Genomic DNA, 25,500 nt, shown 5'->3' with positions numbered 1-25,500 from the left:
AAGATGATTATCATAGAACAAAGCATTATTGGCAAGAAGTGCCAGGAGGCCTGTGAGGATGGACTGGTCGTGACCGGTGATTTCATCGCCGTAATAGATGGCAGTACGAGCAAGATCCCAAAGCATCTCCATCCGGAGATGAAGAACGGACGTTATGCTATGGTGCTCATCTCTGAATATATCAGACAAGAATTGAAGGCGGATGCCTTGGCGGATGATTTCTGCCAAGGCATCACGCGTTATATATGCGATAATGTGTATAAGCCTTTGGGTGTGGCTGAGCGATTGTTGCTGCATCCCGAGGAACGCCTTACGGCTTCTGCCGTCGTTTACAGCAGAGCAAGGCAAGAGGTGTGGATGGTGGGCGATTGTCAGGCTCTCATCAGCGGGAAACTCTATGAGAATGGTAAGCCCTACGAGCAAGAGATTGCAGAGAGGCGCGTTGTCTTGATAAAGGAAGGAATGCTTCCTGCTGAGGCTCGCAGGCAAATAGAGCCTTTGCTCGTCGAGGCGATGCTTTCGGGACAAAACAAGACTTATACTGTTATTGATGGATTCCCCATCTATCGGGAGGGGGTAAAGGTTGTGCCAGTATCTTCTTCTGAGACTGTTTCTGCCTCTTCCGAGATTGTTTTGGCGAGCGATGGCTATCCTTTCCTCAAGCCTACTCTGGCAGAGAGTGAGGCTGCCTTGGCTAATCAAATCGCCAACGATCCTCAAAACATCAGCTGTTTCATCGCAACCAAAGGCCTTGTAGAAGGCAACAAGAGTTTTGACGACAGAACCTATATCCGCTTCCTGCCATAGGCTGTTGGGGCGATAAGGCCAGATAAACGTATATAAATAACACGGGCTGCCAGGATTCCTGGCAGCCCTACTATTACGTTAGTATGTTATGAAAAATTTGAGAGAAATGAAACTTCACAGTTTCAGAGTTGTTTTACTAAACATGATTTTATAGAGAAAGCATAGAAATTTATCATTTCAGTATGTTGGAAGCCGGATCGGCAGCCACTTGGTTGATATTGGATTGCTGCATGGAGTCGACCGATACTGAGTCGGCAATGGCAGCTACTGATACACCGTGAACCGATTGTCCGTTTCCTGTATTTCCTACGTATTCGGCATCTTTCTGGAAAGGTACTTGGGCGGCATTGCCCAGAGTAAGGAAGATAGCCACCATGGCCGCAGCCTTGAACAGAGGTTTCAGTCGCTCTGTCAGCGATATTACCTTTGCCTTTTCTGGCTTCTGGCTTTCCTCGCCTTCAATGATGTCCATCATCTTTTGGTCAAAGTCATCGCCCAGAGCCTCGTTCTTGCTTTCGCCAAGCTCGTAGGTAAAGAGAGCCTTATAGGACTCCAGCTCGGAAGGAATATCTTCCTGGCTGAAGAATGTGCGGAGGATGTCTTCCTCTTCGAGGGAGGTCTCGCAATTCCAGTAGCGCTCTAAAAGCTGTTTGATGTACTTATAGTCCATATTTGTCGAATTGTTGAAATCGTTGTTTTATTGTTTGACGAGCCCTGAAGATATTGATCTTTACCTGTTCTTCGGTGATGCCGAGAATCAGGGCAATGTCTTTATAGGCTTTTCCCTCAATATCGCGTAGCTGTATGCAGCTGCGTTGTTTTTCGGGAAGTTCGTCTATCATCCTCTTTACGATGTCCAGCTTGTCTTTCTGAATCATTCGTTCTGAAGGATTCGAGGTGGCGTCTGGCCTTTCTGTCTTCTCATCTTCGAGCGATCCGTTCTGATTCTCCATCTTCTTGATGCGGTCGAGCGAGAGATTTCTTGCGATAGTGAGGCTGTAGGCTTCGATGGAGTCTAACTGTTGCCATTTGTTGCGCGAGTTCCAGACTTTTATCAGTGTGTCTTGCACGATGTCTTTGGCTTCCTCTCTGTTGAGAGTAATGCGCAGAGCCAGTCTGAAGAGTTTGTCCTTCAGTGGCAAAACATCGTTTCGGAAACTGATTTCTTTCATTCCTCTGTTATTAATGACGACTATGTTATAAGAAAGTTACAACCAATCTTAAATTATTTCTATTTTTAACTCTTATTAAGAATCAAAGGCAAAAGAATTCTTCACTCTTCGTTCTTTACTTAATGACGGTTCCCTGTTTGCCGTCTATGGCTGTTGCCAGAGTGATAATCACCTCCTTCACGCCTGCGTCTACGGCAGCAAGGGCGTTCTCTATCTTTGGAATCATACCTCCGCCGATGGTTCCGTCAGCCTGGTATTTCTCGAAGTCGGATCGTGTGATGACAGGAATCACGCTGTTGTCGTCATCGGGATTGGAAAGCACGCCCTTCTTCTCGAAACTGTATATCAGCGTCACATCGTAGTAGGGAGCCAAAGCCTTGGCTGTTTCGCTGGCTATGGTGTCGGCGTTAGTATTCAGAATATTGCCATTGCCGTCGTGAGTCAACGGAGCCATAACAGGTGTAATGCCTTCCTGGATAAGGGTTTGCAGCATCTTGCCATTGGCGCGTTCCACATCGCCTACATATCCGAAGTCTACTCCGTCCTTGACGGGGCGCTTGTGGCTGTGTATCACATCCATGTCGGCTCCTGTCAGTCCGAGTGCGTTTACGCCCTTGGCTTGCAACTTGGCTACAAGGTTCTTGTTGACCAAGCCTCCATAGACCATGGTTACCACCTCCAGCATCTGTGCGTCGGTGATGCGTCTGCCATTCACCATTTTGCTCTCTATACCCAAGGCTGCTGCTACTTTAGTAGCGCGTCTGCCTCCGCCGTGTACCAGTACTTTCTTTCCTGGTATGGCGGCAAAATCTGTAAGGAGCTGTGCCAGTTGCTCGTTGTCCTCAACGATGGCGCCGCCCACCTTTACGATTGTTACTTTCTCCATATCTGTCTATATTTTGATAATGACAGTACAAAGTTACAACTATTTTTACTAAAAACCTATACTTATAGTCGGCTCTTTTGTTTCTTTAACTCTACAATGTGCCTTTATTTCTGCGAAAAATTGTAAATTTGCACGATTGCTAAAGCAAGTGAATAGTAATAGATTATAAATAACAGATATGAAAAAGGTATTTGTAAGCGGATGTTATGACCTTCTTCACAGCGGACATGTGGAGTTCTTCCGTCAGGCTTCGCAGTATGGTGAGTTGTATGTCGGCATAGGTTCCGATTCCACTATCTTGGAGTATAAGCATCATAAAACCTTCTATCCGGAGCAGGAACGCCTGTTCATGGTAAAGTCTATCCGATACGTGAAAGATGCATTCATCAATGCCGGTTCGGGCATCATGGACTTTGTGCCGACGGTGGAGTTCCTGCATCCCGATGTGTTTGTCGTGAATGAAGATGGAAGCAGCGACACCAAGCGAAAGTTCTGCGAGGAGCATGGTATCGAGTATGTAGTGCTGGAGCGTACTCCTGCCGAGGGATTGACAGCCCGTTCGAGTACTGATATTAAGAATGGAACCTGCGCCTTGCCAACTCGTCTTGATCTGGCTGGTACATGGATTGATCAGCCTTACGTGAGTTGTTATGCTCCAGGCTGGGCCATCACCATGTCGTTGATTCCCACCTTTGAGGTGCGCGAGCGCTGTGGACTTTCCACTTCCACCCGAAACATGATCAAGAAAATATGGCCAGTGAAGTTGCCCGATATGGATCCTGAAATCTTGTCGAAGTTGGTCTTCTGTTTCGAGAACGACCCTGAGCGCAATGATGGCATCGTAAGTGGAGCACAGGATGCCATCGGAATCTGTATTCCTGGTTTGTGCCGTCATTACTACAACAACCGTTTCTGGCCCGAGAAGTTTGAGCGTTGCGATGATGAGGCGACACTTTCCTGGCTGGAGGAACATCTCTGCATGATAGCGATGGAGCCCCGTCGACCTGGTTGCTCGGTGGTAGAGGGTAAGGACATCACCGAGGTGAAGGTGAAGGCTTTGGCCCAGGCTGCCGACGACTGCTGGCAAGCCATTCTGGCTAAGGACTATGAGGCTTTCGCCCGTGCCTACAAGGCCTCGTTTGATGCTCAGGTAAGTATGTTCCCTGCCATGATTCAGGGTTGTGTCCAAGGTTATATTGACAAGTATTCAGCTCTGCCCGATGTGAAGGCGTGGAAGATGCCTGGAGCTGGTGGCGGTGGATATCTGGCCTTGGTGGTAGACGATGTGAAGAATTTTGCCGAAGCTCATCCTGAGGCCATCACACTAACGATAAGAAGAAAGTAGTGTGACGATGAAAAAGATTGTTCCCGGGCAGTATCTGCTGCCTTTTGTGCTCATAGCATCGCTGTTTTTCTTTTGGGGCTTTGCTCATAGCATCCTTGATATTCTGAACAAGCACTATCAGGATGCCCTTGTCATATCCAAGACTCGCTCTGCCCTGGTGCAGGCGATGGTGTATGGAGGTTATTTTATCATGGCCATACCTGCCGGTACCATTATCCGCAAGTGGGGCTATAAGGCAGGAGTGCTTACAGGACTGGTGCTTTATGGCATTGGTGCCTTGCTTTTCATTCCGGGCGAGATGATTATGTCGTTCAACTTTTTCCTGGTCTGCCTGTTTGTGATAGGCTGCGGACTTACCTGTCTGGAAACAGCATCCAATCCTTATATTGCTGTCCTTGGCGATGAGGAGACCTCAGCCTCAAGACTCAACCTGGCTCAGTCGCTCAATGGACTGGGCTGGATAGTCGGTCCTTTGGTAGGAGGACTTCTTGTTTTCCGTGGAGCCGATGGCAACAGTGGCTCGGTGGCTTTGCCTTACACCATTATAGGCATTGCCGTGCTGCTTATCGCCATAGTAATAGGTCGCGTGAAGCTACCCGAGATTAAAGAGGAGAAACAGGTTGCTGAGGCAGCTTCCGGGGTGTCGTTGTGGCATTCCCGTACCTTTGTCTTCGGTTTAACAGCCATTTTCTTCTATGTGGCTGCCCAGACGGGTATCAACAGTTTCTTTATCAATTATGTCACCGAGAGTATTCCTTCTGTTTCGGCTCGAGATGCTGCCTTGATGCTGTCGTTTGGTGGTATGGGCTTCTTCTTTGTCGGTCGATTGTTGGGCAGTTGGGGCATGAACTATGTCAAGGCTGGCACCTTGCTGTTGTTCTGCGCCTTGGGCGCCTCAGTCTGTATGCTGGCGGTTATCTTGGGTGCAGGTATGCTGGCTGTAGTGGCTTTGGTGTTGACCTATCTTTGCGAGTCCATCATGTTTCCCACTATCTTTGCCTTGGCATTGCGAGGGCTTGACGCCGGCAGTACGAAGCGTGGCTCTTCTTATCTCATCATGGGAATCGTGGGTGGAGCTATTGCTCCTGTACTGATGGGTGCTCTTGGCGAAACCGACATGGCTGTTGGCTTCATTGTACCTTTGGTTTGCTTTGTCGTTATTGCTGCCTTTGCCCTTCATGTGTCAAAGGCAAAGAAACTGGGGTAATGTAAGTAAGTCAGTTTACTGAAATAAAAAAGAACCGTACTTTGTGTCCTTTTAACACTAAGTACGGTTCTTTCTATAATAAAGGTATTACTCCTATCTTGTCGTTACTTCGTGCTGCAGTTGCCTTTAGTTGCATCAGCTTTCTTGCTACAGCCTCCACAACCCTCTTTCTTTACTTCGGCTTTCTTACTGCAGCAGCTTCCTTCTTTCTTTTCACCGTTCTTCTTGCAGCAGCTGCCTTTAGTTGCATCAGCTTTCTTGCTGCAGCCACTACAGCCTTTTTTCTTGGCTTCGCCTGTTACAACAGTTGCCTTGTAGCCAATCTTGGCAAAGCCCTTGGCGATGTTCTCTGGAGTAGTCTTGTCGGCATCATATTCGATAGTTACTTTCTGGTCGGGTACGCTGGTGGTAATCTGTTTGATTCCCTTCTCAAAGCGCAGGTTGCCCTTGATCTTGTTCTCGCAGTTCTCACAGTGCATCTGTGGAAGTGTGGTGAACACTACAGTCTTAATGTCTTTTGCAAACATGCTGATGGCAAATACCAGCATGGCGGTTACTGTCATAATCTTTTTCATAATTTTTCCTTTCTTTTATGATTAAAATATTTAATTAATAATGAATATTTCTTGTTTTTACTTATCCCGAAGCGAGAATTCTGTCGGTAAAGCACCTTTTGATTAGAGTCTTCCGAAGTTTACACGGATACCGATATAGCCCATAGCTCCATTGATAGGACCCCATACCATATTGGTGTCAAACTGGCTGCCCCAAGGATTCATGGCATCTACTACAGGGTGCTTTTGCTTGAATCCTGTCAGGTTTTCGCCTCCTATATAGATGGAGAAGTGGCGGAACCAACGAGTGATTTGTGCACTGAGCAAGGTGTAAGCCTTGAAGTTCTGGTCCCATGAAGGCTCGCCATTGGCAAGTGTATAGGCTTGTGGCATTCTTCCTCCGCCATTGAGCTGCAAGGTGGCATCAAACTGCCAAAGACCGAGCGGAGTCTTGTAGGAGGCAGAAACCAGACCTTTGTACTTGCTGAGCAAAGGCTTGTCCATACGTATGCCGTCATAGGTTTCCTTGACATAGTTGCGGCGATAGGCTGCTGTCAGGGTCATGCCTTTGAAGATGGGGTAGGCGGCGTCTATCTGGAACACGTGTGAATAGCTCTTGCCATCCAGATTGGAGATGCGTACTTCGGGTACATTGCTGTCGAAGTTGATGACAGCCTGGTTCTGGAATTTGGTGTAATAATACTCAGCATTGAGCTTGAGTGTCTGTCCAAACAGCGGTATGTTCATCTGACTGCTGATGCCATAGTTCCAAGCTTCCTCCTGTTTCAGGTTGTCGTCGATGACGAGTCTTCTGCTGCTTGCCAGGAGATAGTTGTTTTCGGCAAGAGCATGTACTGAGCGATAGCCTTTGCCGGCAGAAAGGCGGAAGCCTATGATGTCGTTGGCCTGCCATTTCACATGGAAACGTGGTGTGACGAAGTTGCCGTACAGATTGCTGTGGTCGGCACGGATTCCTGCCATCACGATGAGCTTGTTGTTGAGATTATAGGTGTATTGGGCATAGATGCCCGGAATGGTTTCCTTCTCATTGTCGCGTGTCTTGGCTTGAGTCTGGTCATCGGTGAGACGATATTGCTGTCCTAAGTAATCGTGGTTGAGGCTCACACCTGTTGAGAGGTTGTGCTGCTTGTTGAAGTTGTGCTCAAACATGAGTGATGCATACAGGTTTTTCTCGTTCACGTAGTAGGTCTTATGTCCATAGAGGGCATCTTCCTGGTGCATGGATCCTGTAGTCATGAGGGCAATATTGGTGCCGTGCTCCTTATTGAGAATGAACGCGTGTTTCATGTAAGCCTCATACCGGTTGGTCTTGATGTCTATGCCATAGAGTTCTTTGCCCTCCATGGCTTTTTTCATGTCATCGTCCATCTCCTTAAGGGTCTGTCCTCCGCGACGATGTTCGCTGATGAGCGAGATGCCGGCACGCAGCATGTAGTGTTCCGACTTGAATATCCATCGGTTCTGCAAGTTGTATTGCAGAATGTTGGGCATATCCTTGAAGCCATCCATGTTCATATCGTTGGCTCCCCATCTGTTCTCATAGTGTGTAAGCAACTCGGTAGTGAGCTTGCTGTTGAGATGTACGTTGGCTGCGGCGTTGGCTTCCAGCTTTCCGTCGGTATCGCCATAGAGGTTGGCCTCCACGCCAGGCTCGGCATCTGCCTTGAGATATTCTACGTTGATTTGGCCTGTGATGCTTTCGTATCCGGCTTTTACCGATGAGGCTCCCTTGCTTACCTGTATGCTCTGCATCCATGGACCTGGCACGTAGCCTAAAGAGAATGGGGCTGCTGCGCCACGGAAGTTGGGCAGGTTTTCTGTCATCATCTGCACGTATGTTCCTGCAAGTCCGAGCAGCTTGATTTGTCTTGCTCCTGTTGCCGCATCGCTATAGTTGACATCTACTGAAGGATTGGTGGTGAAGCTCTCGCCCAGGTTGCAGCAGGCAGCCTTGAAGAGTTCGTCTTTGTTGATGATAGAACCATTGATGGCTCCTGCCAGTCGACTTACACCAGCTTTGCGGCTCACCACGGTTACTTCCTTAATCTCCTGGTCGGCTATTGTGTCTTTCTTTTCGTTGGGTTGCACTTCGCTCTGGGCAAAGCTTGCCAGTGGCATTATGAGGGCGATGCCAAGTAAAGTATGCTTTGTGTTTATTGTTATCTTATTTTTCGTTGTCCTTTTTCATCTTTTTATCTTATTATCTTATTTCTGATGAGGTTTATGCGCATAGCGGGGGCTAACCTTCATCATGTCGACAAGATGGAGGTTCAAATGGTCAGGACTTCAATAAGATAGAGATACAGTTTTGGTGGCGGACTGTATCCGGTTTTGGGAATGATGTTGCTCAGTGTTCTCTTTGCCCTGAAAGACAAATGAGGCATTTGCCACTCATGAATAATCGCCATCAAAGGCTGGAAGGCATGAAAGTCGAAAACGGTTGGCTGCATTTGCGTCGTAGGCGATAGCTGTACGCTTGTTACCTTCATGCATCCTTTGGTGGTGTCGGAATTACCGCCGTTCTGTGCTGTATGCGACAGTATCACGGTTGTCTTGCCGGAACATGAGCAATGAAGAAATGTTACTCCGCTTCCCATGATAACGAGTACCACGGCAAGAAAGAATGTAAACGATATGTGTAACAGTTTCTTCATTTTTCGGTTGCAAAAATAACATGGTTTTTATTAAATATGCAAGTTTTTGCTTACTTTTTAATGTTATTTAAATAGAAACATTATCTTTAGTAACTATTCGGCACCCCTATAGCCATGAGTAGTTATTTTAGCACTACGCATTTGTTTTCTGTTTCTTATGAATTTGTTCTGTCTCTTGTTGAAAAATCTCCGTTCACGCTTTTGAAATGTCTGTTCAAAGGCTCTGAACGTGCATTCAAAGGCTCTGAACGCACATTCAAAGGCTCTGAACGGACATTCAAAGGCTTTGAACGGACATTCAAAGGCTATGAATAGAACTTTTATTTGTGGTTTAATGATTTTAGTTGCCCACTCTAAGTGTTATTGATAATATGAGTTGACTCAGTTATTACTTATTTATAATTCACGTTGACTTACTTATTTTTAGTCATACTTATAGTTGACTACTTATGTATATAGCCACAAATGAAGTTGCCCTTCATATCTTTGCAAAGAAACATGTTGGTGGCTTAAACCATCACGTTATAATATTCTGCGATGATAGTCTGTTATGCCTATTATGGGTCGACTATTATGACCAACGTTTGTCGTCTATTATGACCAGCTTGAGGCTTCTATTGTGACCAATGTTGGTTGCCTATATGGCTTCTGTTCACTTTCTAAGAAAAGAAAGAGGGCATATCAATAGCCTATTAAGACTTTGATATGCCCTCTGTATGAGGAATTTTGATTATCTGTTTACTGCAGGTAAGTATATCCGAAGAGTCCGTTGCGATAGGTTGCAAGGAATTCCTTACCCTCTTCGAGTGAAATCTTACCTTCTTTCACACTTTTGGTAACCCACTGCTCCAACTGGCGGACGAGTTTCTTGGGGTTGTACTGCACGTAGTCGAGAACCTCTTCCACAGTCTCACCGTCGAAGATCTGATCGATGTTGTACTTGCCGTCCTTTACTGATATATGCGCCGCATTGGTGTCACCGAACAGGTTGTGCATGTCGCCCAATATTTCCTGGTAGGCTCCTACGAGGAAGACACCGAGGTAATAAGGCTCGTTGTTCTTGAGTGCGTGCAGCGGAAGTACATTACCAATATGGCCATCGGTCACAAAGTTGGCTACTTTTCCATCGCTGTCGCAGGTGATGTCCTGTAAGGTGGCTTTTCTTACTGGGCGCTCGTTGAGTCGCTGTATAGGCATGATAGGGAAGAGTTGGTCGATGGCCCAACTGTCTGGCAGACTTTGGAAGAGCGAGAAGTTGCAGAAATACTTGTCGGCAAGCAGTTTGTCGAGTCCTCGCAGTTCTTCAGGGATGTGTTTCATGTGCTTTGCCAGATTGTTAATCTCATGGCATACACTCCAGTACATGGCTTCTATCTCGGCTCTTGTCTTGAGGTCGACGATGCCATGCGAGAAGAGTTCCAAAGCCTCGTCGCGTATTTGCTCAGCGTCGTGCCAGTCTTCGAGCATATTGCGTGGGTTCAGGTTGTCCCAGATATCATACAGGTCTTTTACCAACTGGTGGTCTTCTTCCTTGGCCTCAAACTCCTCGGGCATCTCTGGCAGCGAGGCTGTCTCGAGTACATCGATGACGAGTACTGAATGATGTGCCGAAAGGGAACGGCCACTTTCGGTGATAAGATTAGGGTGTGCGATATTGTTCTTGTTGGCAGCGTCGACAAACGTATATACGCAGTCGTTCACATACTCCTGGATGGAATAGTTGACGGAGCTTTCGCTGCTTGAAGAACGTGTTCCGTCGTAGTCGACTCCCAATCCGCCTCCGCAGTCAACAAAGTCGACATTATATCCCATCTTGTGCAGGTTGATATAGAACTGTGCAGCCTCGCGCAAGGCTGTTTGTATGCGTCGTATTTTGGTAATCTGGCTTCCGATGTGGAAGTGTATGAGCCGCAGGCAGTCGTGCAGCCCCATCTCGTCGATCTTGTTGAGTGCTGTGAGCAACTCTGCGCTTGTCAGACCAAACTTGGATGCATCGCCGCCACTGTCAGCCCACTTGCCAGAGCCTGATGAGGCCAACTTGATACGTATTCCGATATTGGGTCTTACGTTGAGTTTTTTGGCAGTCTTGGCAATGATATCGAGCTCGTTGAGTTTTTCTACTACGATGAAGATACGCTTGCCCATCTTCTGTGCGAGGAGAGCCAGTTCGATATAGCTTTCGTCCTTGTATCCGTTGCAGATGATGAGCGAGTCGCTCTGGCACTGTACGGCAATGACAGCGTGGAGTTCTGGCTTAGAGCCAGCCTCAAGACCGAGATTGAACTTTTTGCCATGCGATATGATTTCCTCTACGACCGGCTGCATCTGGTTGACCTTGATAGGATAGATGACAAAGTTTTCGCCTTTGTATCCATATTCCTCCTTGGCTTTTTGGAAGCAACTGGCAGTCTTTTCGATACGATTGTCGAGAATGTCGGGGAATCGGAGCAGCACGGGAGCCGTGATGTCTCGCAGGGCTAACTCGTCCATGACGTCGCGCAGGTCTATCTGCGTGTTGTCTTTGCATGGAGTTACATAGACATCTCCTTTTTCGTTGATGCCAAAGTAAGAAGTGCCCCAACCTTTGATGTTGTAGAGTTCATTCGAGTCTTCAATAGTCCATTTCTTCATTTCTTTTCTTCTGGAATGAATGTAGTTTTGTTGTGATGTGTTATATTTTAATTGGGTTGTTTCAGTTTGTAGCCTCGTTGTAGCCTTCGGCTTGAAGCCTGATTCCGAGGTTCTTTATATACCCAACTGCAGGCGCAGTTTTTTCACCGTATTCTGTATCTTGTCGTAATCGTCGATTACATCGATGTCGAAGATGTGCTGTGCCTTCAGATAGAAGGGCTCTCGCTGTTTGAGTTGTTCCTTGATGAAAGTTTCCACCTCCTCGGGGGTCTTGTTTAGCAGCAGTGGTCGCACGCCCTTGCCCATCTGCAGATGGGCGTGGAGAGTCTCGGGAGTAGCCTTCAGATAGACGGTGGTTCCCAACTGGTTCATATAGTCCATGTTGTCAAAAAAGCAGGGTGTCCCGCCCCCGCAACTTACAACAACGTTCTCGAACTCAGCTACTTCGTGCAGCATGTTGTGCTCAATGATACGGAATCCCTCTTCGCCTTTCTCGTCGAAGATTTCCTTGACGGTCTTGTGCATACGAGTTTCGATATACCAGTCGAGGTCGTAGAACATGACGCCCAACTCCTTGGCAAGGGCTTTGCCGACTGTTGTCTTTCCGGCGCCCATATATCCGATGATGATAATCGACTTCATAGGCTTACTTACGACGGCTTGCTTTAGGCTCTGGAGCCTCTTTGATGATGTTCATACACTCTTCATATGAGAGTTCCTCTACATGAGTCTGCTTGTTCTTGGGAATGCGGTAGTTCTTTCCATCATAGGCAATGTAGGGACCGTAGCGGCCGTTCAACAACTCGAGCTTGGTATCTTCATCGAACACTTTGATGTGGCGTTTCTGCTCACTCTCTCGTTTCTCTCTTATCAACTCAATGGCTCTTTCGAGTGTAAGGTTCATTGGGTCTTCGTCCTTCGGTATGGAAACATACTTCTTATTGTGGAGAACGTAAGGGCCAAAGCGACCTGCACCGATGGTAACAGGTGTTCCCTCATATTCGCCTACCTCGCGGGGAAGCTTGAAGAGCTCGATAGCCTCGTTGAGTGTGATGGTCTCAATACTCTTGTCGGCAGGCAACTGTGCGAAGAGAGGCTTTTCCTTATCTTCGGCAGATCCAATCTGTGCCACTGGTCCGAAACGTCCTATCTTGACGAATACAGGGCGTCCGCTCTTTGGGTCGACTCCCAGTGAACGCTCGCCGGCTTTATGCTCACTGCGTGCATTTATCACCTTGTCCACTTCGGGTTCAAAGCTTTGGTCGAATTTCTTCATCCATTTATTCCACTCGGTATTGCCCTCTGCGATGTCATCAAACTTTTTCTCCACATTGGCAGTAAAGTTGTAGTCCATGATGTCGGGGAAGTTCTTCATCAGGAAGTCGTTGACCACGATGCCGATATCTGTAGGCAGCAGTTTGCCTTTCTCTGAGCCGGCCATTTCCTTCTTGAACTTCTGTGTCACCTTGATGCCCTTCAGTGTGCTGACTGTATATGAACGCTCTGTGCCACTCTTGTCACCTTTCTGCACATACTCACGTTGCTGAATGGTGCTGATGGTTGGTGCATAGGTAGAAGGACGGCCAATGCCGAGATCCTCGAGTTTCTTTACAAGACTCGCCTCTGTATATCTTGCAGGAGCCATAGAGAATCGCTCGGTGGCTGTTATCTCACGGCGCTGCAGCTTGTCGCCATGACGCATGGCTGGCAGGATGTGTGAAGACTCCTCGCCGTTTTCCTCCTCATCGGTTGATTCGCGGTAAACTTTCAAGAAACCATCAAAGACAACAACCTCGCCGTTGGCGACAAACTTCTCTGTAGTGTTGTCTATATCGATATTGATGGTTGTCTTCTCTATCTGTGCGTCTGCCATCTGTGAGGCGACGGTGCGTTTCCATACAAGTTCGTAGAGTCGCTTCTCCTGATTGGTTCCGTCTATGGTAAGTGCGGTCATGTCTGTAGGGCGGATAGCCTCGTGTGCTTCCTGTGCGCCCTTCGAACTGGTGTGATAGTTGCGGGTCTGGCTGTATTTGTCACCATATACCTTCTTGATCTCGGCTGCACTGGCATCCTTACAGAAAGTAGACAGGTTGACGCTGTCGGTACGCATGTATGTGATACGTCCGCTTTCGTAGAGTCGCTGTGCTATCATCATGGTCTGGCTTACGGTGAAGCCCAGCTTGCGGGCAGCCTCTTGCTGCAGTGTGGAAGTAGTGAAAGGAGGCGCAGGAGTGCGCTTCAATGGCTTCTTGCTCACTGCGTCGACGGTAAATTGTGCGTCCATGCACTTCTCGAGGAAGGCATCAACTTCTTCTTGGGTTTTGAAGTGCTTGTCGAGCTCAGCCTTTACTTCGGTTGCGTTGCCGCTCTCATTGATGAGGGCAAAGATGGCATTCACGCGGAAGTATGGCTCACTCTTGAATTTCTGTACCTCTCGCTCACGTTCTACGATGAGGCGTACTGCAACACTCTGCACACGACCGGCAGAAAGGGCAGGTTTCACCTTGCGCCAAAGCACGGGTGAGAGTTTGAAACCTACGATACGGTCGAGTACACGACGTGCCTGCTGGGCATTGACTAAGTTCATGTCCAGATGGCGTGGGTGCTCTATGGCATCCAGTATGGCAGGTTTGGTAATCTCGTGGAAAACGATACGGTTTGTCTTCTCCTCATCCAGTCCGAGTACTTCGCAAAGGTGCCAGCTGATAGCTTCTCCCTCGCGGTCCTCATCGGAAGCCAGCCAAATCTTTTTGGCTTTTTTGGCTGCCGATTTCAATTCGGTAACGAGCTTTTTCTTCTCTTCTGGAATCTCGTAATCTGGTTCCATGGTCTGCTCGTTTATACTCAATTCCCTCTTTTTCAAGTCGCGTATATGACCGTAAGAGGACATAACCTTATAGTCTTTTCCTAAGTACTCTTCGATTTTCTTGGCCTTTGCAGGGCTCTCGACGATAACTAAATTTTCTTGCATAAGCTTATATACAATTTTTCTTTCGGTTGGCAAAAGTAAGTAAACTTTTTGCTTATACCTTATTATATGGGGATTTTTTTTGCTTTTTTAATGTTTTAGGCTCTAAAATCGGTCGAATGAGGGTAAAAGGCAGGTTTTTCTGCTTTTTGTCTTGTTGTAATAGTCAAGTCTTGTTTTGGAATAAAGGCATCAACAAAAAAGCCAGACATGTGGTGAAACATGAATGGCAGTTTGTACTTTCAATTTTAGCTTTTTCTCTTCAGGACTCTTTTAGAAACCGGCTGAGCCCCTGACGGATGGAATGCAGACCAAACTCCTCTATCCGTATCTCGTTCAGAGGAATCCACAGGTATTCTGCAGCGTCGTCTTTTGCCTCGACATGTGAGAGGTCTTTCACTTCTACTATATAAAACATATCGAGTGTGTGGATGGTGAGCCCTGAATAGAGATAAAGGTTGGGGATACTGAACTGGTAGGCTACGGATGTAGCCTCCAGTCCTGTCTCTTCCATTACTTCGCGCATAACCCCTTCTTCGCCCGTCTCCTCCATGTCTACGAATCCTCCAGGTAAGTCGAGATTGCCCTTGGCTGGCTCGTTCTTGCGCCTTACCACCAATAGCTCGTCTTTCTCATTCATGATAAAGGCTACGGTGGCGCTGCTTGGATTGGCATAGTATGTGAATCCGCAACTTCCGCACTTCTTGCTTTTGAAGTTGTTGATTTCGAAGTGTGTTGAACCGCAGATAGGGCAGAATTTGAATTTGCTTAGAGGATGCTCCATGATGGATTGTGTTTTATTCTTGTTTGATAGTTTACCAGTTGTCTGTGCGGAATGGGAATAGAGGCAGTCCACCTGCATTTGCCATGTTGCCGAGCAGGAAGTTCTTGAAACAATAGCGCAGGGCAACAGGTTTCTTTACCTCAGGGCTTACCACGGTGGTACATTCATTCCACGTGTCGTTGCCTGGTTGCCAGAAATGGCGGGCTGTAGCAGGATGGAACACTTTGTCCTCGCCTGCAATCTCGAATCCCTCGATGTTGTCGAAGCGGTTGTAGGCACCAAAAGTGTTGTGTCATGAAAAGTCTCATCTTTTGACTTTTTAGGTTTATGTTTATTTTAGGCTCAGTGTTTTCCTCTATATGGATATAAACATCTGTCTTATAGGAGAATAAAAAGGGGTGTGTGGCGAAGGGGTGTTGTGAAAGAATGGGGGAGACCCCTTACAGCAATGCTTTGATTGCTGCATCGAGGTCTTTGATCTGTACATCGCGAGAGCGCAATGTGTTACTTCTGTCGATAAGGAAGAAAGTAGGGATGCTCTGTACGTTGTACTTAGCCACACTTGCTCCCTGAATGCCGTCTTCATCGCGTACGCTTATCCATGGCAGGGCGGCTGTGGATGTCTTCCAGAAATGCTCGTCGGGATCGACTGATACCTGATAGATCTCAAATCCTGCAGCATGGTACTTGTTGTATAGCTCGCGGAGCATCATGATTCGCTTGGTGCTCTGTTCGCCGGCAAAAAGATGGAAGTCGAGCAGAACCACCTTACCTTTCAGGTCGGTGAGTTTGCGTGTCACACCCTTGTTGTCTTGTAGGGCGAGTTCGATGACTCCGTTCACCTGTACCTTGCTGGCATCGAGTTGCTGTGCTGCCATCTGGTTCTCAATGATGCGTATGTCTTTCATGCCCTGTATGGCAATGTTGTGCAGGTTCTTTCCGCGTTCGGCATTGGGATAGTAAGTGTCCCAGCTTGTAGCTACTGCCGCGAATACCTTGACGTCGTCCTTGTTGTTGCGTGGGTTGAAGATAAGAGTGTTCACACGTCCTACCTGCAGAGTCTGGAACAGAGCATAGTAAGATGATGCCATCATAGGAGCCTTGAAGATATAGTTGGTCTTGATATCCTGCTTGTAGGCATTGATGGCACGGTCGATGATGACATCGGCAGAGTCGACACCTACATTAGGATTTTGGGCTATCTCGTTGACGAGAGCCTGCAGTTTCATCTGCTTGAGTGACAGCTCCTTGATGGTGCTGCAGTTTTCAGAACCTTCCACTGTATACTGGTAGCTCATGCTTGGGTACGCAGCCTTCACGCTGATGGTTTCTGTGGAGTCAATGGAGAGGTTGATGGTCTGTCCGGCAATGCGCAGGCGATAGAAGTCAGGACATACTGAGTCTTTGGCTGTTTCCTCGAAGGCAAAAGAACCGTCTTCACCGAGCTTTACAGAGTCGATAGCTACAGGTCCGTCGAGGCTGATGTTCTCCAGATAGAGCATGGAGTCTTTCGCCTCGGTAATGTTTCCGTTGATGTGGAACTTCTTGTTGTTGCAAGAAGCAAAAGTCAGTGCAGCCATTACTACGACCGCAGCTGAATAGAGTTTGGTTATCTTCATGTGTCTTGTTATTTTGCAAAATTATCGGTTGCAAAGGTAGCAATAAAATCGGAATAAACCATCAGCAAAGAATAAAATATTCAAAAACTTGAAAATAAATGCGGTTTTCTTTGCTTATTAATAATAAAAGAGGTATCTTTGCGCCGTTTTATATATTAGATGTTAGACAAAACAATAAGTTTTTAATTTTTTAGATGAACGTAATTACAAAAAGTGTTCAGTTGCCTGATGGAAGAACCATCACAATTGAGACCGGAAAAGTTGCAAAACAGGCTGATGGTGCTGCGGTTCTCCGCATGGGTAACACAGTGCTTCTCGCAACTGTTTGTGCAGCAAAGGATGCAGTTCCGGGTACAGATTTTATGCCTTTGCAAGTAGATTATCGTGAGCAGTACAGTGCTGCAGGTCGTTTCCCTGGTGGTTTCACCAAGCGCGAAGGCAAAGCCAGCGATGAGGAAATCCTTACCTCTCGCCTTGTGGACCGCGCCTTGCGTCCACTTTTCCCTTCTAACTACCATGCAGAAGTCTATGTACAGGTAATGTTGCTTTCAGCCGATGGTGTTGACCAGCCAGATGCTCTTGCTGGTTTTGCTGCTTCAGCTGCCATGGCTTGTTCAGATATTCCTTTCGAGTACTATATCTCAGAGGTTCGCGTGGCTCGTATCAATGGCGAGTATGTTGTTAACCCTACCTTCCAGCAGATGGAAGAGGCCGACATGGATATCATGGTTGGTGCCACTAAGGACAACATCATGATGGTGGAAGGCGAGATGAAGGAAGTTTCAGAGCAGGATCTTATCGGTGCCCTCAAGGTGGCTGCCGAGGCTATTAAGCCTATGTGCGAGCTTCAGTATGAGTTGGCTAAGGAGAAGGGTACTGACGTGAAGCGTGAGTATGACCACGAGGTTAACGACGAGGAACTCCGTGAGCAGATCAAGTCTGAACTTTACAAGCCAGCTTATGATATCAATCATCAGGCTTTGGAGAAGCATGCACGTCAGGATGCTTTCGACAAGATTTTGGCTGACTTCCTCGAGAAGTATGACGCAGCACATGCCGATCTTTCTGAGGATGAACTCGAAGAGAAGCATGCTGAGGCTACTCGCTACTATGATGACGTTTTGCGCGATGCTATGCGTCGTTGCATCCTCGATGAGGGCTTGCGTCTTGATGGTCGTGCTACTACAGAAATCCGTCCTATCTGGTGCGAGGTATCTCCTCTGCCAATGCCTCACGGAAGCGCTATCTTCCAGCGTGGTGAGACAATGTCTCTTTCTACATGTACTCTCGGTACCAAGATGGATGAGAAGCTTATCGACGGTGTGCTCGAGAAGAGCTACCAGCGCTTCCTCCTCCACTATAACTTCCCTCCATTCTCAACAGGCGAGGCTAAGGCTCAGCGTGGCGTAGGTCGTCGTGAGATTGGTCATGGTCATTTGGCATGGCGTGGTTTGAAGGGTCAGATTCCTGCCGACTTCCCTTACACAGTACGTTTGGTAAGCCAGATTTTGGAGTCTAATGGTTCTTCTTCTATGGCTACAGTGTGTGCAGGTACACTCGCCCTGATGGATGCTGGTGTTCCTATGAAGAAGCCAGTTTCTGGTATTGCCATGGGTCTTATCAAGAACCCAGGTGAGGACAAGTATGCTATCCTCAGCGATATCCTCGGTGATGAGGACCACTTGGGTGATATGGACTTTAAGACCACAGGTACCCGTGATGGTTTGACCGCTACACAGATGGATATCAAGTGCGATGGCTTGAGCTTTGAAATCCTCGAGGAGGCTTTGATGCAGGCTAAGGCTGGTCGTGAGCACATCCTCAACTGCATGATGGAGACTATCTCTGAGCCACGTGCTGAGATGAAGCCACAGGTTCCACGTATTGTAGCTCTCGATATTCCTAAGGAGTTCATCGGTGCTGTCATCGGTCCTGGTGGTAAGATCATCCAGCAGATGCAGGAGGATACTGGTGCTACTATCACTATCGAGGAGACTGAAGGTAAGGGTCACGTACAGGTATCTGCTCCTAACAAGGATTCTATTGATGCAGCTTTGGCTAAGATCAAGGCTATCGTGGCTGTTCCTGAGGTTGGTGAGGTGTACGAGGGTACAGTTCGTTCAATCATGCCTTACGGTTGCTTTGTAGAGATTCTGCCAGGTAAGGATGGTTTGCTCCATATCTCTGAGATCGACTGGAAGCGTCTTGAGACAGTTGAAGAGGCTGGTATCAAGGAAGGCGACAAGATCAAGGTGAAGTTGATGGAGATTGATCCTAAGACTGGTAAGTACAAGCTCTCTCATCGTGTATTGATGGAGAAGCCAGAGGGTTATGTAGAGCGTGAGCGTCGTCCACGTCCTGAGCGTGGTGAGCGTCGTCCACGTCGCGACGACCGTCATGAGGGCCGTGGTGAGCGTCCAGCTCGTCAGCCTCGTCGTTATGAGCATCGCGGTGAGGAGCAGGCTCCAAGAGACTTCAACGATTCTCTCGACCACAACAATGATGTAGAATAATCCGTATTATACATTATTATATATAGGGCACGTTTCCAAAAGAAGCGTGCCCTTTTTCTGTCTATTGTGTAAACAGCACTATGATAGAAGATAGTATAGTATTACAAGCGTGGCTTTTTGTCATGTTATTGGTATTCTTGCTTATAAAATGAAAGGTTTTTGCTGTTGTTTTTAAAAAAGTTCAATAAATATTGTTATATTTATAACATTTTTTGTACTTTTGTACTTGATAAAGCGTATTAGAGTTTAATTTTTATTAGTATTTTATGAAGAAGCAGTATCTACATTCTGCTGGAAGCATCAGGTTTAGTGCTTCCTTCATTAACAGAATGCTGTTGCTTTGTTTGTTGGGCATTGTAATGCCCCAGGCTATTTATTCAGCAACAAGCTATTCAGTTCAACAGAGAGAGACAGTTAGTGGAGTAATTATCGATGCAAACACACAGGAAACGATTGTTGGTGCAAGCATTATGTTAAAAGGTAGTTCTCAAGGTACAGTAACAGACATTGACGGTAAGTTCTCGCTGTCGGTAAGCAAACTTCCTGTAACATTGGTGGTTTCATACGTGGGTTATCAGAAGAAGGAAGTAAAGGTTTCCTCTCTGGATGGTGCCCTTACCATCAGTCTTACTGAAGACACTCAGATGATGGACGAAGTGATTGTCACAGGTTATGGTACTTTTAAGAAATCAGCTTATGCCGGTTCTGCGGCAAATGTGAAGGCCGACAAGATAGCCGATGTTCCTTCGGTATCTTTCCAGGATATGCTCCAGGGTAATGCCACTGGTGTGCAGTTTACATCAGCCTCTGGTCAGCCAGGTGCCTCTTCAAGTATCAATATCCGAGGTATGGGCTCTATCAATGCCGCCAACACACCGCTTTATGTAATTGATGGTGTGCCTATGATTAGTGGCAATATCAGTTCGCTAGATTCTGATTCTGGTCTCGACATTATGTCGACCATCAATACCAATGATATCCAGAGTATTACCGTCATCAAAGATGCTGCCGCAGCATCACTTTATGGTTCGCGTGCAGCCAATGGTGTCATCATTATTACTACCAAGCAGGGACAGCAGGGCAAGCCTAAGGTTTCTCTGCAGGCAGACTGGGGATTCTCTGACTTCGCCATGGAGTATCGCCCGGTAATGAGTGGCCAGCAGCGACGCGACTATATCTATAATGGTCTCTATGCGGGTGCACTCCGTGACGGTGAGAGTGAAGAGGATGCCAAGGCCTATGCCGACGAGAACATCGATACTTATGCACCCGTGCCATGGTGTGGATTTGTAGATTGGGACGATGTGCTTTTCAAGAAAGGAAGCCATCAGCAGTATGAGGCATCGCTGTCGGGCGGAACAGACAAGTTCAAATATTATTCTTCTTTGAGTTATCTCAAGCAGGAGGGTATCACACAACGTTCTGGTCTGGAGCGTCTTTCTGGCAGACTGAATGTGGACTACAAGGCCACCAACAAGTTGACTCTTGGTGCCAATATCCTCTTCTCAAGTGTCAATCAGGATGTTTACAGTGAGGGATTCACCTATACTTCTCCTTTCTATTCTTCGAGAAGTGCAGTGACTCCATCTGATCCTGTATATAACGAGGATGGTACATGGAACCGTGCACTGATTCGTATCGGCGACCGCAACCCGGCACTTGCCAATGAATATGATTCCCAGCGTGAGTATGTCACCCGTACTTTCAATACCATTTATGGTCAGTATGAGTTTATCAAGGACTTGAAGTTCAAGACCACCTTCAGTTATGACTATATCACGACAAAGGGAAAAGATTGGGCTGACCCACGTACCTCAAATGGTGATGATATCAACGGTGGTATGTCAAAGAAGTTCTATGAGCGTCGCAAAATGATGTGGGGCAACCAGCTTACCTATAAGCAGACTTTTGCAAACGTACATCATCTCGATGAGCTTTTAGGTTATGAGATTGACGATCAGTATCGCGACTATTTGTCTGGGTATGCTACCAACTTCGCCACTCCAGATAAGAACGACATCTCTAATGGTAAGAAGACGGAGTCGGTAGGCGGTTCTGATAGTCGCACACGTATGGTTTCTTATATTGGACGTGTGAACTATGATTACGACAACAAGTACTTCCTCGGACTCAGCTATCGTGTAGACGGCAGCTCTCGTCTGCAACGTTCTCATCGTTGGGGTAACTTCTGGTCGGTATCGGGTGCATGGCGTATCATCGACGAGGACTTCATGAAACCAATGTCAGACTGGCTTACCGATTTGAAGCTTCGTGCATCTTATGGTGTGAATGGTACTTTGCCTTCCGACTATTATGGTTATATGGCATTGAGCAGCTTGAGCAACGGCTACAATGAGCAGCCTGCCATCATCATCTCGCAGCTTGCCAATGACAACCTGAAGTGGGAAACCAACTATAACCTGAATTTAGGTCTCGACTTCTCACTCTTCAATCGTGTGAACGTTACCTTGGAGTATTATCTGCGCAACACCAAGAACCTTCTCATGGACAGTCCGGTGTCTATGACCACAGGTTTCAGCTCTTACCTCATGAACGTAGGACAGTTGAGAAATCAGGGTGTGGAATTGGAAATCAACTCTACCAATTTCAAGACCAAGGACTTTGAGTGGAAGACCACATTCAATCTTTCGCACAACACCAATAAGGTAGTCAACCTCGATGGCGATCAGACAGAGATAGTAAGCGGTACTCAGATTCACAAGATAGGTCATTCTTATCGTACCTTCTATATGATAGAATTTGCCGGCATCAACCCCGAGAATGGTAATCCACAGTTCTATAAGAACGACCTGCTGGAGGATGGCTCTTATAGCAAGGAAATCACCGAGAAGGCAAGCGAGGCAAAGTCGATTATGCTCGACAAACATGCAGAGCCCAACATCACAGGCGGACTCTATAACAGCTTCCGCTACAAGTGGTTCGACTTGAGCTTCCTCTTCAACTATCAGTTTGGTGGTTGGTCGTACGACACCTGGGCGCAGAAGACCGAGCATGGTGGCTATGATATGGAGGCCAACATCCCAACATATTATGCTGACAGTTGGAAGAAGCCTGGCGATGTCACCAAGTACGAGCAGTTCTATGAGAAGAGTTCCAGTGTGGCAATGCACAAGATCACCAACAGCCGTCGTCTGCACAGCACTGATTTTCTGCGTCTGAAGGCCTTTACCCTTGGCTTCACCTTACCAAAGCAGTGGCTCTCTTCTGTAGGCTTGAGCAATGCCCGTATCTATATGTCTGCCAATAACCTGTGGACATGGGCAGCCTGGGATTATTATGATCCGGAGTCTGTGGTTAACGGCAGTGCCACACAGGCCACCCCACCACTCAAGACAGTTACTTTCGGTTTGAATGTTAATTTCTAAAAATGAATGATTATGAACAAGATATATAAATATGTAATGATGGGAATCGTTGCTATAAGCATGTCTTCGTGTGGCAATGACTGGCTCGATCTTGATCCATCAACATCTGTGCCTACCAAGGTTACCTCAAAGTCTGAGGTTGACGCCACTCTGAACGGTATATATAGCACAATGCAGTCTCCTTACGCCTATTCTGGTCGATTGGTGTATTATGGCGATATGACTGGCGACGACATGCAGGCAGTCAGCTCTACCAAGCGTACTGCATCGGCTTATCTTTATGGCTTTACCAAGAGCAATGTGCCTTCTTCTTATTGGGCTTATCCATACAGTATTATTCAGAACTGTAATGTGATATTGACCAATATCGACAATATAGTGGTTTCTGATGCCGACAAGCAGGCCATGAACGACTATAAGGGTCAGGCTCTTGCCCTTCGTGGTATGTCGCTTTTCGATTTGACCAAGCTCTATGGTTATCCCTATACCTATGACAATGGTGCCTCTCTGGGTGCCAGCATCGTAACAGATGTGGTGGATAAGGACTATATGCCTCAGCGCAGTACGGTGGCTCAATGCTACGACCAGATCATTAATGATTTGGAGGCAAGCGTCAGCTTGCTGGGCGAGGATTTTAATAAGGGTAAGATCAACAAGTGGGCAGCCCTGACACTCCTGAGCCGTGTATACCTCTATCATGGTGACAACGAGAAAGCGCTCAATGCAGCCAAAGCAGCCATAGAGGGCGCTGAAAGTCATCAATATCAGCTTTGGACCAACGCAGAGTATCCCACAGCATGGTCGAACGATGTGAGTGAAGCTTCTACCAATAAGGGCGAGGTGCTCTTCGAGATCATCAACCTTACTACCGATTCTCCAGGAAAGGAAAGTTTAGGTTATCTCTATTCTCCCAATGGATATTATGACGGTTGTGTCACAAAATCGTTCTACAATTTCCTCAAGAAAGACAACGATGATGTTCGTCTGAAGATTATCAATGTGGCTACCAAGGCTCAAGGTTATTCTTCATCTGTTTATGGACGTGGATATGTCAACAAGTATCAGCCACAGCAAGGTGAGGGCGTTGAAGATGCCAACATTCCTTTGATTCGTCTCTCTGAAGCCTATCTCAATGCAGCTGAGGCTGCAGCCAAGTTGACAGCAGCAGGCAGCGACCATAATGCTGAGGCTGTACACTATCTTGGTGCTATCGTCAGCAGAGCCAATCCGGCCAAATCGGTCGATGCATCTTCTACGGTTACTGTCGACCAGGTGCTTGATGAGCGTCGCAAGGAGTTGGTGGGTGAAGGACATCGTATGTTCGACCTGCTGAGAAATGGCAAGAAGGTGGTGCGTGTGGAAGAGAGCAACAGCACTTTGAGCAAGACCAAGCATACTTGTGGCAAGGATTTTATGACCATAGGCGAGGGAGAAGACAATTTCTACAAGATAGTACTTCCTCTGCCATTGGCAGAACGCAATGTTAGTCACTTGCAGAATAATCCTGGTTACGGAGAATAATCCTTGAACAGGTAAAAGTAAATAAAGGAAATGAACAAAAGCAATAAGTTTTTATTGGTAATGATGATGGTGATGCTGACGATGTTCAGCATCACCATTTCGGCTAAGGAACATGCCGACGACAAGAAATTGTCGTGCGATGGTCCCTATGTGGTCTATCAGACTGACGGTAGTGTAAGAGTTATCTCGGTAACTGAGAATGGCGAGGTGAAAGATACTGTCTATGCAGTCTTGCCAAAGGATTTTACTCTGCATGTGGCTGACCATGAGGGGAAATACCCTTTCTCTGTACGTCTGCATCCTATAGCTCGTCAGCCATGGAAGCAGAGTCAGGCAAGGAAAACCTTTGTGATGTCCGATCCTCATGGCAGACTCAACTTGGTTGTCAGCTTGCTGAAGGCCAATGGTATTATTGACAGCCAGTTACGCTGGGCTTATGGCGACAATCAGCTGGTGGTTATTGGCGACATCTTCGACCGAGGTTATGATGTGCCTCAGATTTTCTGGCTCTTCTACAAACTTGAGGCCGAGGCTGCCGAGTATGGCGGTCGTGTTTCTGTGTTGTTGGGCAATCACGAGCCTATGGAGTTGGCTGGCGATATGCGTTACGCCAAGCCTAAATATAAGATGCTTGCCGACACCCTGGGAATTTCTTATCGCCATCTCTTCGGTTCGAATACTGAGCTGGGCCGATGGCTTGCCACACGTAATGCGATGCAGGTCATTGGCCGCAATCTTTTTGTGCATGCAGGAATCAGTAAAGAGTTCTATGATCGTAACTTGAGTATCCCCGTGGTCAACGACACTATCAGCAGTGTGCTTTTTATGAAGAGCAAGCAGCGCAAGGCTCATTCTGAGTTCTGTAAGTTCCTTTATGGCAACCGTGGTCCCATTTGGTATCGTGGCTTGGTGCTGAAGACCAAGAAATGGTCGCCTTTGTCAAGCGATTCTCTCGATATGGTGCTTCAGCGTTACGATGTGGATAGAATCTATGTCGGTCATACGATATTCAAGGACATCAAGCGTTTCTATAAGGGAAAGGTCATCGCCGTGAATGTCGACAATCTGGATAACTACAACCATCAGCGTGGCAGAGCTGTCCTGATTGATGAGGATAAGGTATATGTTGTCGGTGACAAGGGAATTAAGCGCAAGCTGTAGATAGTGTTTAGTATAGACTATCGTTATTGTTTTAGCATACTTTCGTTTGTGAGAGATTGGGATGTAAACTCCTGTTTCCACAAACGAAAGTTTTTTCTTTTTAGGGGGAATCGATTCTTATTTGATAAGGCTTCAAGTCAAAGTAGGGCTCACCCGATATATCTAGGGGAAATTTTTTTGATTCTACAGAAAAATTTATACCTTTGCACCATGAACAATCAAGGACTATTATCATTGGCACAGTTGATACTGCCATCAGAGATACTTTCAA

The 25,500-nt window shown here is 46.9% G+C and carries 18 protein-coding genes and 1 pseudogene; 7 read left to right on the top strand and 12 right to left on the bottom strand.

Annotated elements, in window-relative coordinates:
• Window positions 1-3 precede the first annotated feature (3 nt).
• Window positions 4-807: a hypothetical protein gene (locus F7D20_RS00325; protein WP_158462296.1), complete on the top strand. Its 804-nt coding sequence runs from the start codon at window positions 4-6 to the stop codon at window positions 805-807.
• Between the two features lie 172 nt (window positions 808-979).
• Here F7D20_RS00325 and F7D20_RS00320 read toward each other — a convergent pair whose 3' ends face one another.
• From F7D20_RS00320 to argB, 3 genes are all read right to left on the bottom strand, one after another.
• Entirely contained in the window at window positions 980-1,477 is a 498-nt protein-coding gene (locus F7D20_RS00320; RefSeq protein WP_022252820.1) for a hypothetical protein, read from the bottom strand.
• On the bottom strand, window positions 1,467-1,979 hold the full coding sequence (locus F7D20_RS00315) for an RNA polymerase sigma factor (RefSeq protein ID WP_158462295.1): 513 nt from the start codon (window positions 1,977-1,979) through the stop codon (window positions 1,467-1,469). The genes F7D20_RS00320 and F7D20_RS00315 overlap by 11 nt, the downstream gene beginning before the upstream one ends.
• Before the next feature lie 115 nt (window positions 1,980-2,094).
• On the bottom strand, window positions 2,095-2,865 hold the full coding sequence (gene argB / locus F7D20_RS00310) for an acetylglutamate kinase (RefSeq protein ID WP_022252818.1): 771 nt from the start codon (window positions 2,863-2,865) through the stop codon (window positions 2,095-2,097).
• 178 nt (window positions 2,866-3,043) lie between these two features.
• Here argB and F7D20_RS00305 point away from each other — a divergent pair, with 178 nt between their 5' ends.
• Together F7D20_RS00305 and F7D20_RS00300 are read left to right on the top strand one after the other, a co-directional pair.
• Window positions 3,044-4,210, top strand: coding sequence for an adenylyltransferase/cytidyltransferase family protein (locus F7D20_RS00305; RefSeq protein ID WP_158462294.1), 1,167 nt, complete (start codon window positions 3,044-3,046; stop codon window positions 4,208-4,210).
• A 7-nt stretch (window positions 4,211-4,217) separates the two neighbouring features.
• Window positions 4,218-5,417: a sugar MFS transporter gene (locus F7D20_RS00300; RefSeq protein ID WP_158462293.1), complete on the top strand. Its 1,200-nt coding sequence runs from the start codon at window positions 4,218-4,220 to the stop codon at window positions 5,415-5,417.
• A 284-nt stretch (window positions 5,418-5,701) separates the two neighbouring features.
• On the opposite strand, the pseudogene F7D20_RS12970 reads toward F7D20_RS00300, so the two are convergent.
• The 9 genes and pseudogenes from F7D20_RS12970 to F7D20_RS00255 all read right to left on the bottom strand — a co-directional run.
• Window positions 5,702-5,992, bottom strand: a pseudogene (locus F7D20_RS12970) (heavy-metal-associated domain-containing protein); the annotation flags it as partial.
• 102 nt (window positions 5,993-6,094) lie between these two features.
• Complete coding sequence (locus F7D20_RS00290; protein WP_158462291.1) at window positions 6,095-8,110, bottom strand: TonB-dependent receptor plug domain-containing protein; 2,016 nt, start codon at window positions 8,108-8,110, stop codon at window positions 6,095-6,097.
• A gap of 152 nt (window positions 8,111-8,262) precedes the next feature.
• On the bottom strand, window positions 8,263-8,646 hold the full coding sequence (locus F7D20_RS00285) for a hypothetical protein (protein WP_158462290.1): 384 nt from the start codon (window positions 8,644-8,646) through the stop codon (window positions 8,263-8,265).
• A 738-nt stretch (window positions 8,647-9,384) separates the two neighbouring features.
• The gene (gene speA / locus F7D20_RS00280) at window positions 9,385-11,277 is read right to left on the bottom strand and encodes a biosynthetic arginine decarboxylase (RefSeq protein WP_022251251.1); all 1,893 of its coding nucleotides are present in this window, start codon (window positions 11,275-11,277) and stop codon (window positions 9,385-9,387) included.
• Between the two features lie 114 nt (window positions 11,278-11,391).
• The gene (locus F7D20_RS00275; RefSeq protein ID WP_022251252.1) at window positions 11,392-11,919 is read right to left on the bottom strand and encodes a shikimate kinase; all 528 of its coding nucleotides are present in this window, start codon (window positions 11,917-11,919) and stop codon (window positions 11,392-11,394) included.
• 4 nt (window positions 11,920-11,923) lie between these two features.
• Window positions 11,924-14,248 (bottom strand): type I DNA topoisomerase, encoded by a 2,325-nt coding sequence (gene topA / locus F7D20_RS00270; RefSeq protein WP_158462289.1) that lies wholly within the window; start codon window positions 14,246-14,248, stop codon window positions 11,924-11,926.
• A 259-nt stretch (window positions 14,249-14,507) separates the two neighbouring features.
• Window positions 14,508-15,029, bottom strand: coding sequence for an NUDIX domain-containing protein (locus F7D20_RS00265; RefSeq protein WP_158462288.1), 522 nt, complete (start codon window positions 15,027-15,029; stop codon window positions 14,508-14,510).
• A gap of 31 nt (window positions 15,030-15,060) precedes the next feature.
• Window positions 15,061-15,252, bottom strand: a complete 192-nt coding sequence (locus F7D20_RS00260) for a hypothetical protein (RefSeq protein ID WP_194253458.1) — start codon at window positions 15,250-15,252, stop codon at window positions 15,061-15,063.
• 217 nt (window positions 15,253-15,469) lie between these two features.
• Window positions 15,470-16,648 carry a thioredoxin-like domain-containing protein gene (locus F7D20_RS00255; protein WP_158462287.1) on the bottom strand — a complete coding sequence of 393 codons (1,179 nt, stop codon included), beginning with the start codon at window positions 16,646-16,648 and terminating at the stop codon, window positions 15,470-15,472.
• A gap of 194 nt (window positions 16,649-16,842) precedes the next feature.
• Here F7D20_RS00255 and pnp point away from each other — a divergent pair, with 194 nt between their 5' ends.
• The 4 genes from pnp to F7D20_RS00235 all read left to right on the top strand — a co-directional run bounded on the left by pnp (window position 16,843) and on the right by F7D20_RS00235 (window position 25,229).
• Window positions 16,843-19,161, top strand: coding sequence for a polyribonucleotide nucleotidyltransferase (pnp, locus tag F7D20_RS00250; protein ID WP_158462286.1), 2,319 nt, complete (start codon window positions 16,843-16,845; stop codon window positions 19,159-19,161).
• A 359-nt stretch (window positions 19,162-19,520) separates the two neighbouring features.
• Window positions 19,521-22,547 (top strand): SusC/RagA family TonB-linked outer membrane protein, encoded by a 3,027-nt coding sequence (locus F7D20_RS00245; RefSeq protein WP_228114051.1) that lies wholly within the window; start codon window positions 19,521-19,523, stop codon window positions 22,545-22,547.
• 12 nt (window positions 22,548-22,559) lie between these two features.
• Entirely contained in the window at window positions 22,560-24,068 is a 1,509-nt protein-coding gene (locus tag F7D20_RS00240) for a RagB/SusD family nutrient uptake outer membrane protein (RefSeq protein WP_158462284.1), read from the top strand.
• Between the two features lie 30 nt (window positions 24,069-24,098).
• Window positions 24,099-25,229, top strand: a complete 1,131-nt coding sequence (locus F7D20_RS00235; RefSeq protein ID WP_158462283.1) for a metallophosphoesterase — start codon at window positions 24,099-24,101, stop codon at window positions 25,227-25,229.
• Window positions 25,230-25,500: the final 271 nt, after the last annotated feature.

The organism is Segatella copri, from assembly GCF_009495355.1.
In the GTDB taxonomy this organism is placed as follows: Bacteria; Bacteroidota; Bacteroidia; order Bacteroidales; family Bacteroidaceae; genus Prevotella.
Note: the sequence above shows the minus strand (reverse complement) of the source record. Positions and strands in the feature narration are given on the sequence as shown.

Excerpts from the sequence above, each read along its gene's own strand:
- F7D20_RS00325 (WP_158462296.1), top strand. The coding sequence starts at position 4 with ATGATTATCATAGAACAAAGCATTATTGGCAAGAAGTGCCAGGAGGCC.
- F7D20_RS00320 (WP_022252820.1), bottom strand. The coding sequence starts at position 1,477 with ATGGACTATAAGTACATCAAACAGCTTTTAGAGCGCTACTGGAATTGC.
- F7D20_RS00315 (WP_158462295.1), bottom strand. The coding sequence starts at position 1,979 with ATGAAAGAAATCAGTTTCCGAAACGATGTTTTGCCACTGAAGGACAAA.
- argB (WP_022252818.1), bottom strand. The coding sequence starts at position 2,865 with ATGGAGAAAGTAACAATCGTAAAGGTGGGCGGCGCCATCGTTGAGGAC.
- F7D20_RS00305 (WP_158462294.1), top strand. The coding sequence starts at position 3,044 with ATGAAAAAGGTATTTGTAAGCGGATGTTATGACCTTCTTCACAGCGGA.
- F7D20_RS00300 (WP_158462293.1), top strand. The coding sequence starts at position 4,218 with ATGAAAAAGATTGTTCCCGGGCAGTATCTGCTGCCTTTTGTGCTCATA.
- F7D20_RS00290 (WP_158462291.1), bottom strand. The coding sequence starts at position 8,110 with ATGCCACTGGCAAGCTTTGCCCAGAGCGAAGTGCAACCCAACGAAAAG.
- F7D20_RS00285 (WP_158462290.1), bottom strand. The coding sequence starts at position 8,646 with ATGAAGAAACTGTTACACATATCGTTTACATTCTTTCTTGCCGTGGTA.
- speA (WP_022251251.1), bottom strand. The coding sequence starts at position 11,277 with ATGAAGAAATGGACTATTGAAGACTCGAATGAACTCTACAACATCAAA.
- F7D20_RS00275 (WP_022251252.1), bottom strand. The coding sequence starts at position 11,919 with ATGAAGTCGATTATCATCATCGGATATATGGGCGCCGGAAAGACAACA.
- topA (WP_158462289.1), bottom strand. The coding sequence starts at position 14,248 with ATGCAAGAAAATTTAGTTATCGTCGAGAGCCCTGCAAAGGCCAAGAAA.
- F7D20_RS00265 (WP_158462288.1), bottom strand. The coding sequence starts at position 15,029 with ATGGAGCATCCTCTAAGCAAATTCAAATTCTGCCCTATCTGCGGTTCA.
- F7D20_RS00255 (WP_158462287.1), bottom strand. The coding sequence starts at position 16,648 with ATGAAGATAACCAAACTCTATTCAGCTGCGGTCGTAGTAATGGCTGCA.
- pnp (WP_158462286.1), top strand. The coding sequence starts at position 16,843 with ATGAACGTAATTACAAAAAGTGTTCAGTTGCCTGATGGAAGAACCATC.
- F7D20_RS00245 (WP_228114051.1), top strand. The coding sequence starts at position 19,521 with ATGCCCCAGGCTATTTATTCAGCAACAAGCTATTCAGTTCAACAGAGA.
- F7D20_RS00240 (WP_158462284.1), top strand. The coding sequence starts at position 22,560 with ATGAACAAGATATATAAATATGTAATGATGGGAATCGTTGCTATAAGC.
- F7D20_RS00235 (WP_158462283.1), top strand. The coding sequence starts at position 24,099 with ATGAACAAAAGCAATAAGTTTTTATTGGTAATGATGATGGTGATGCTG.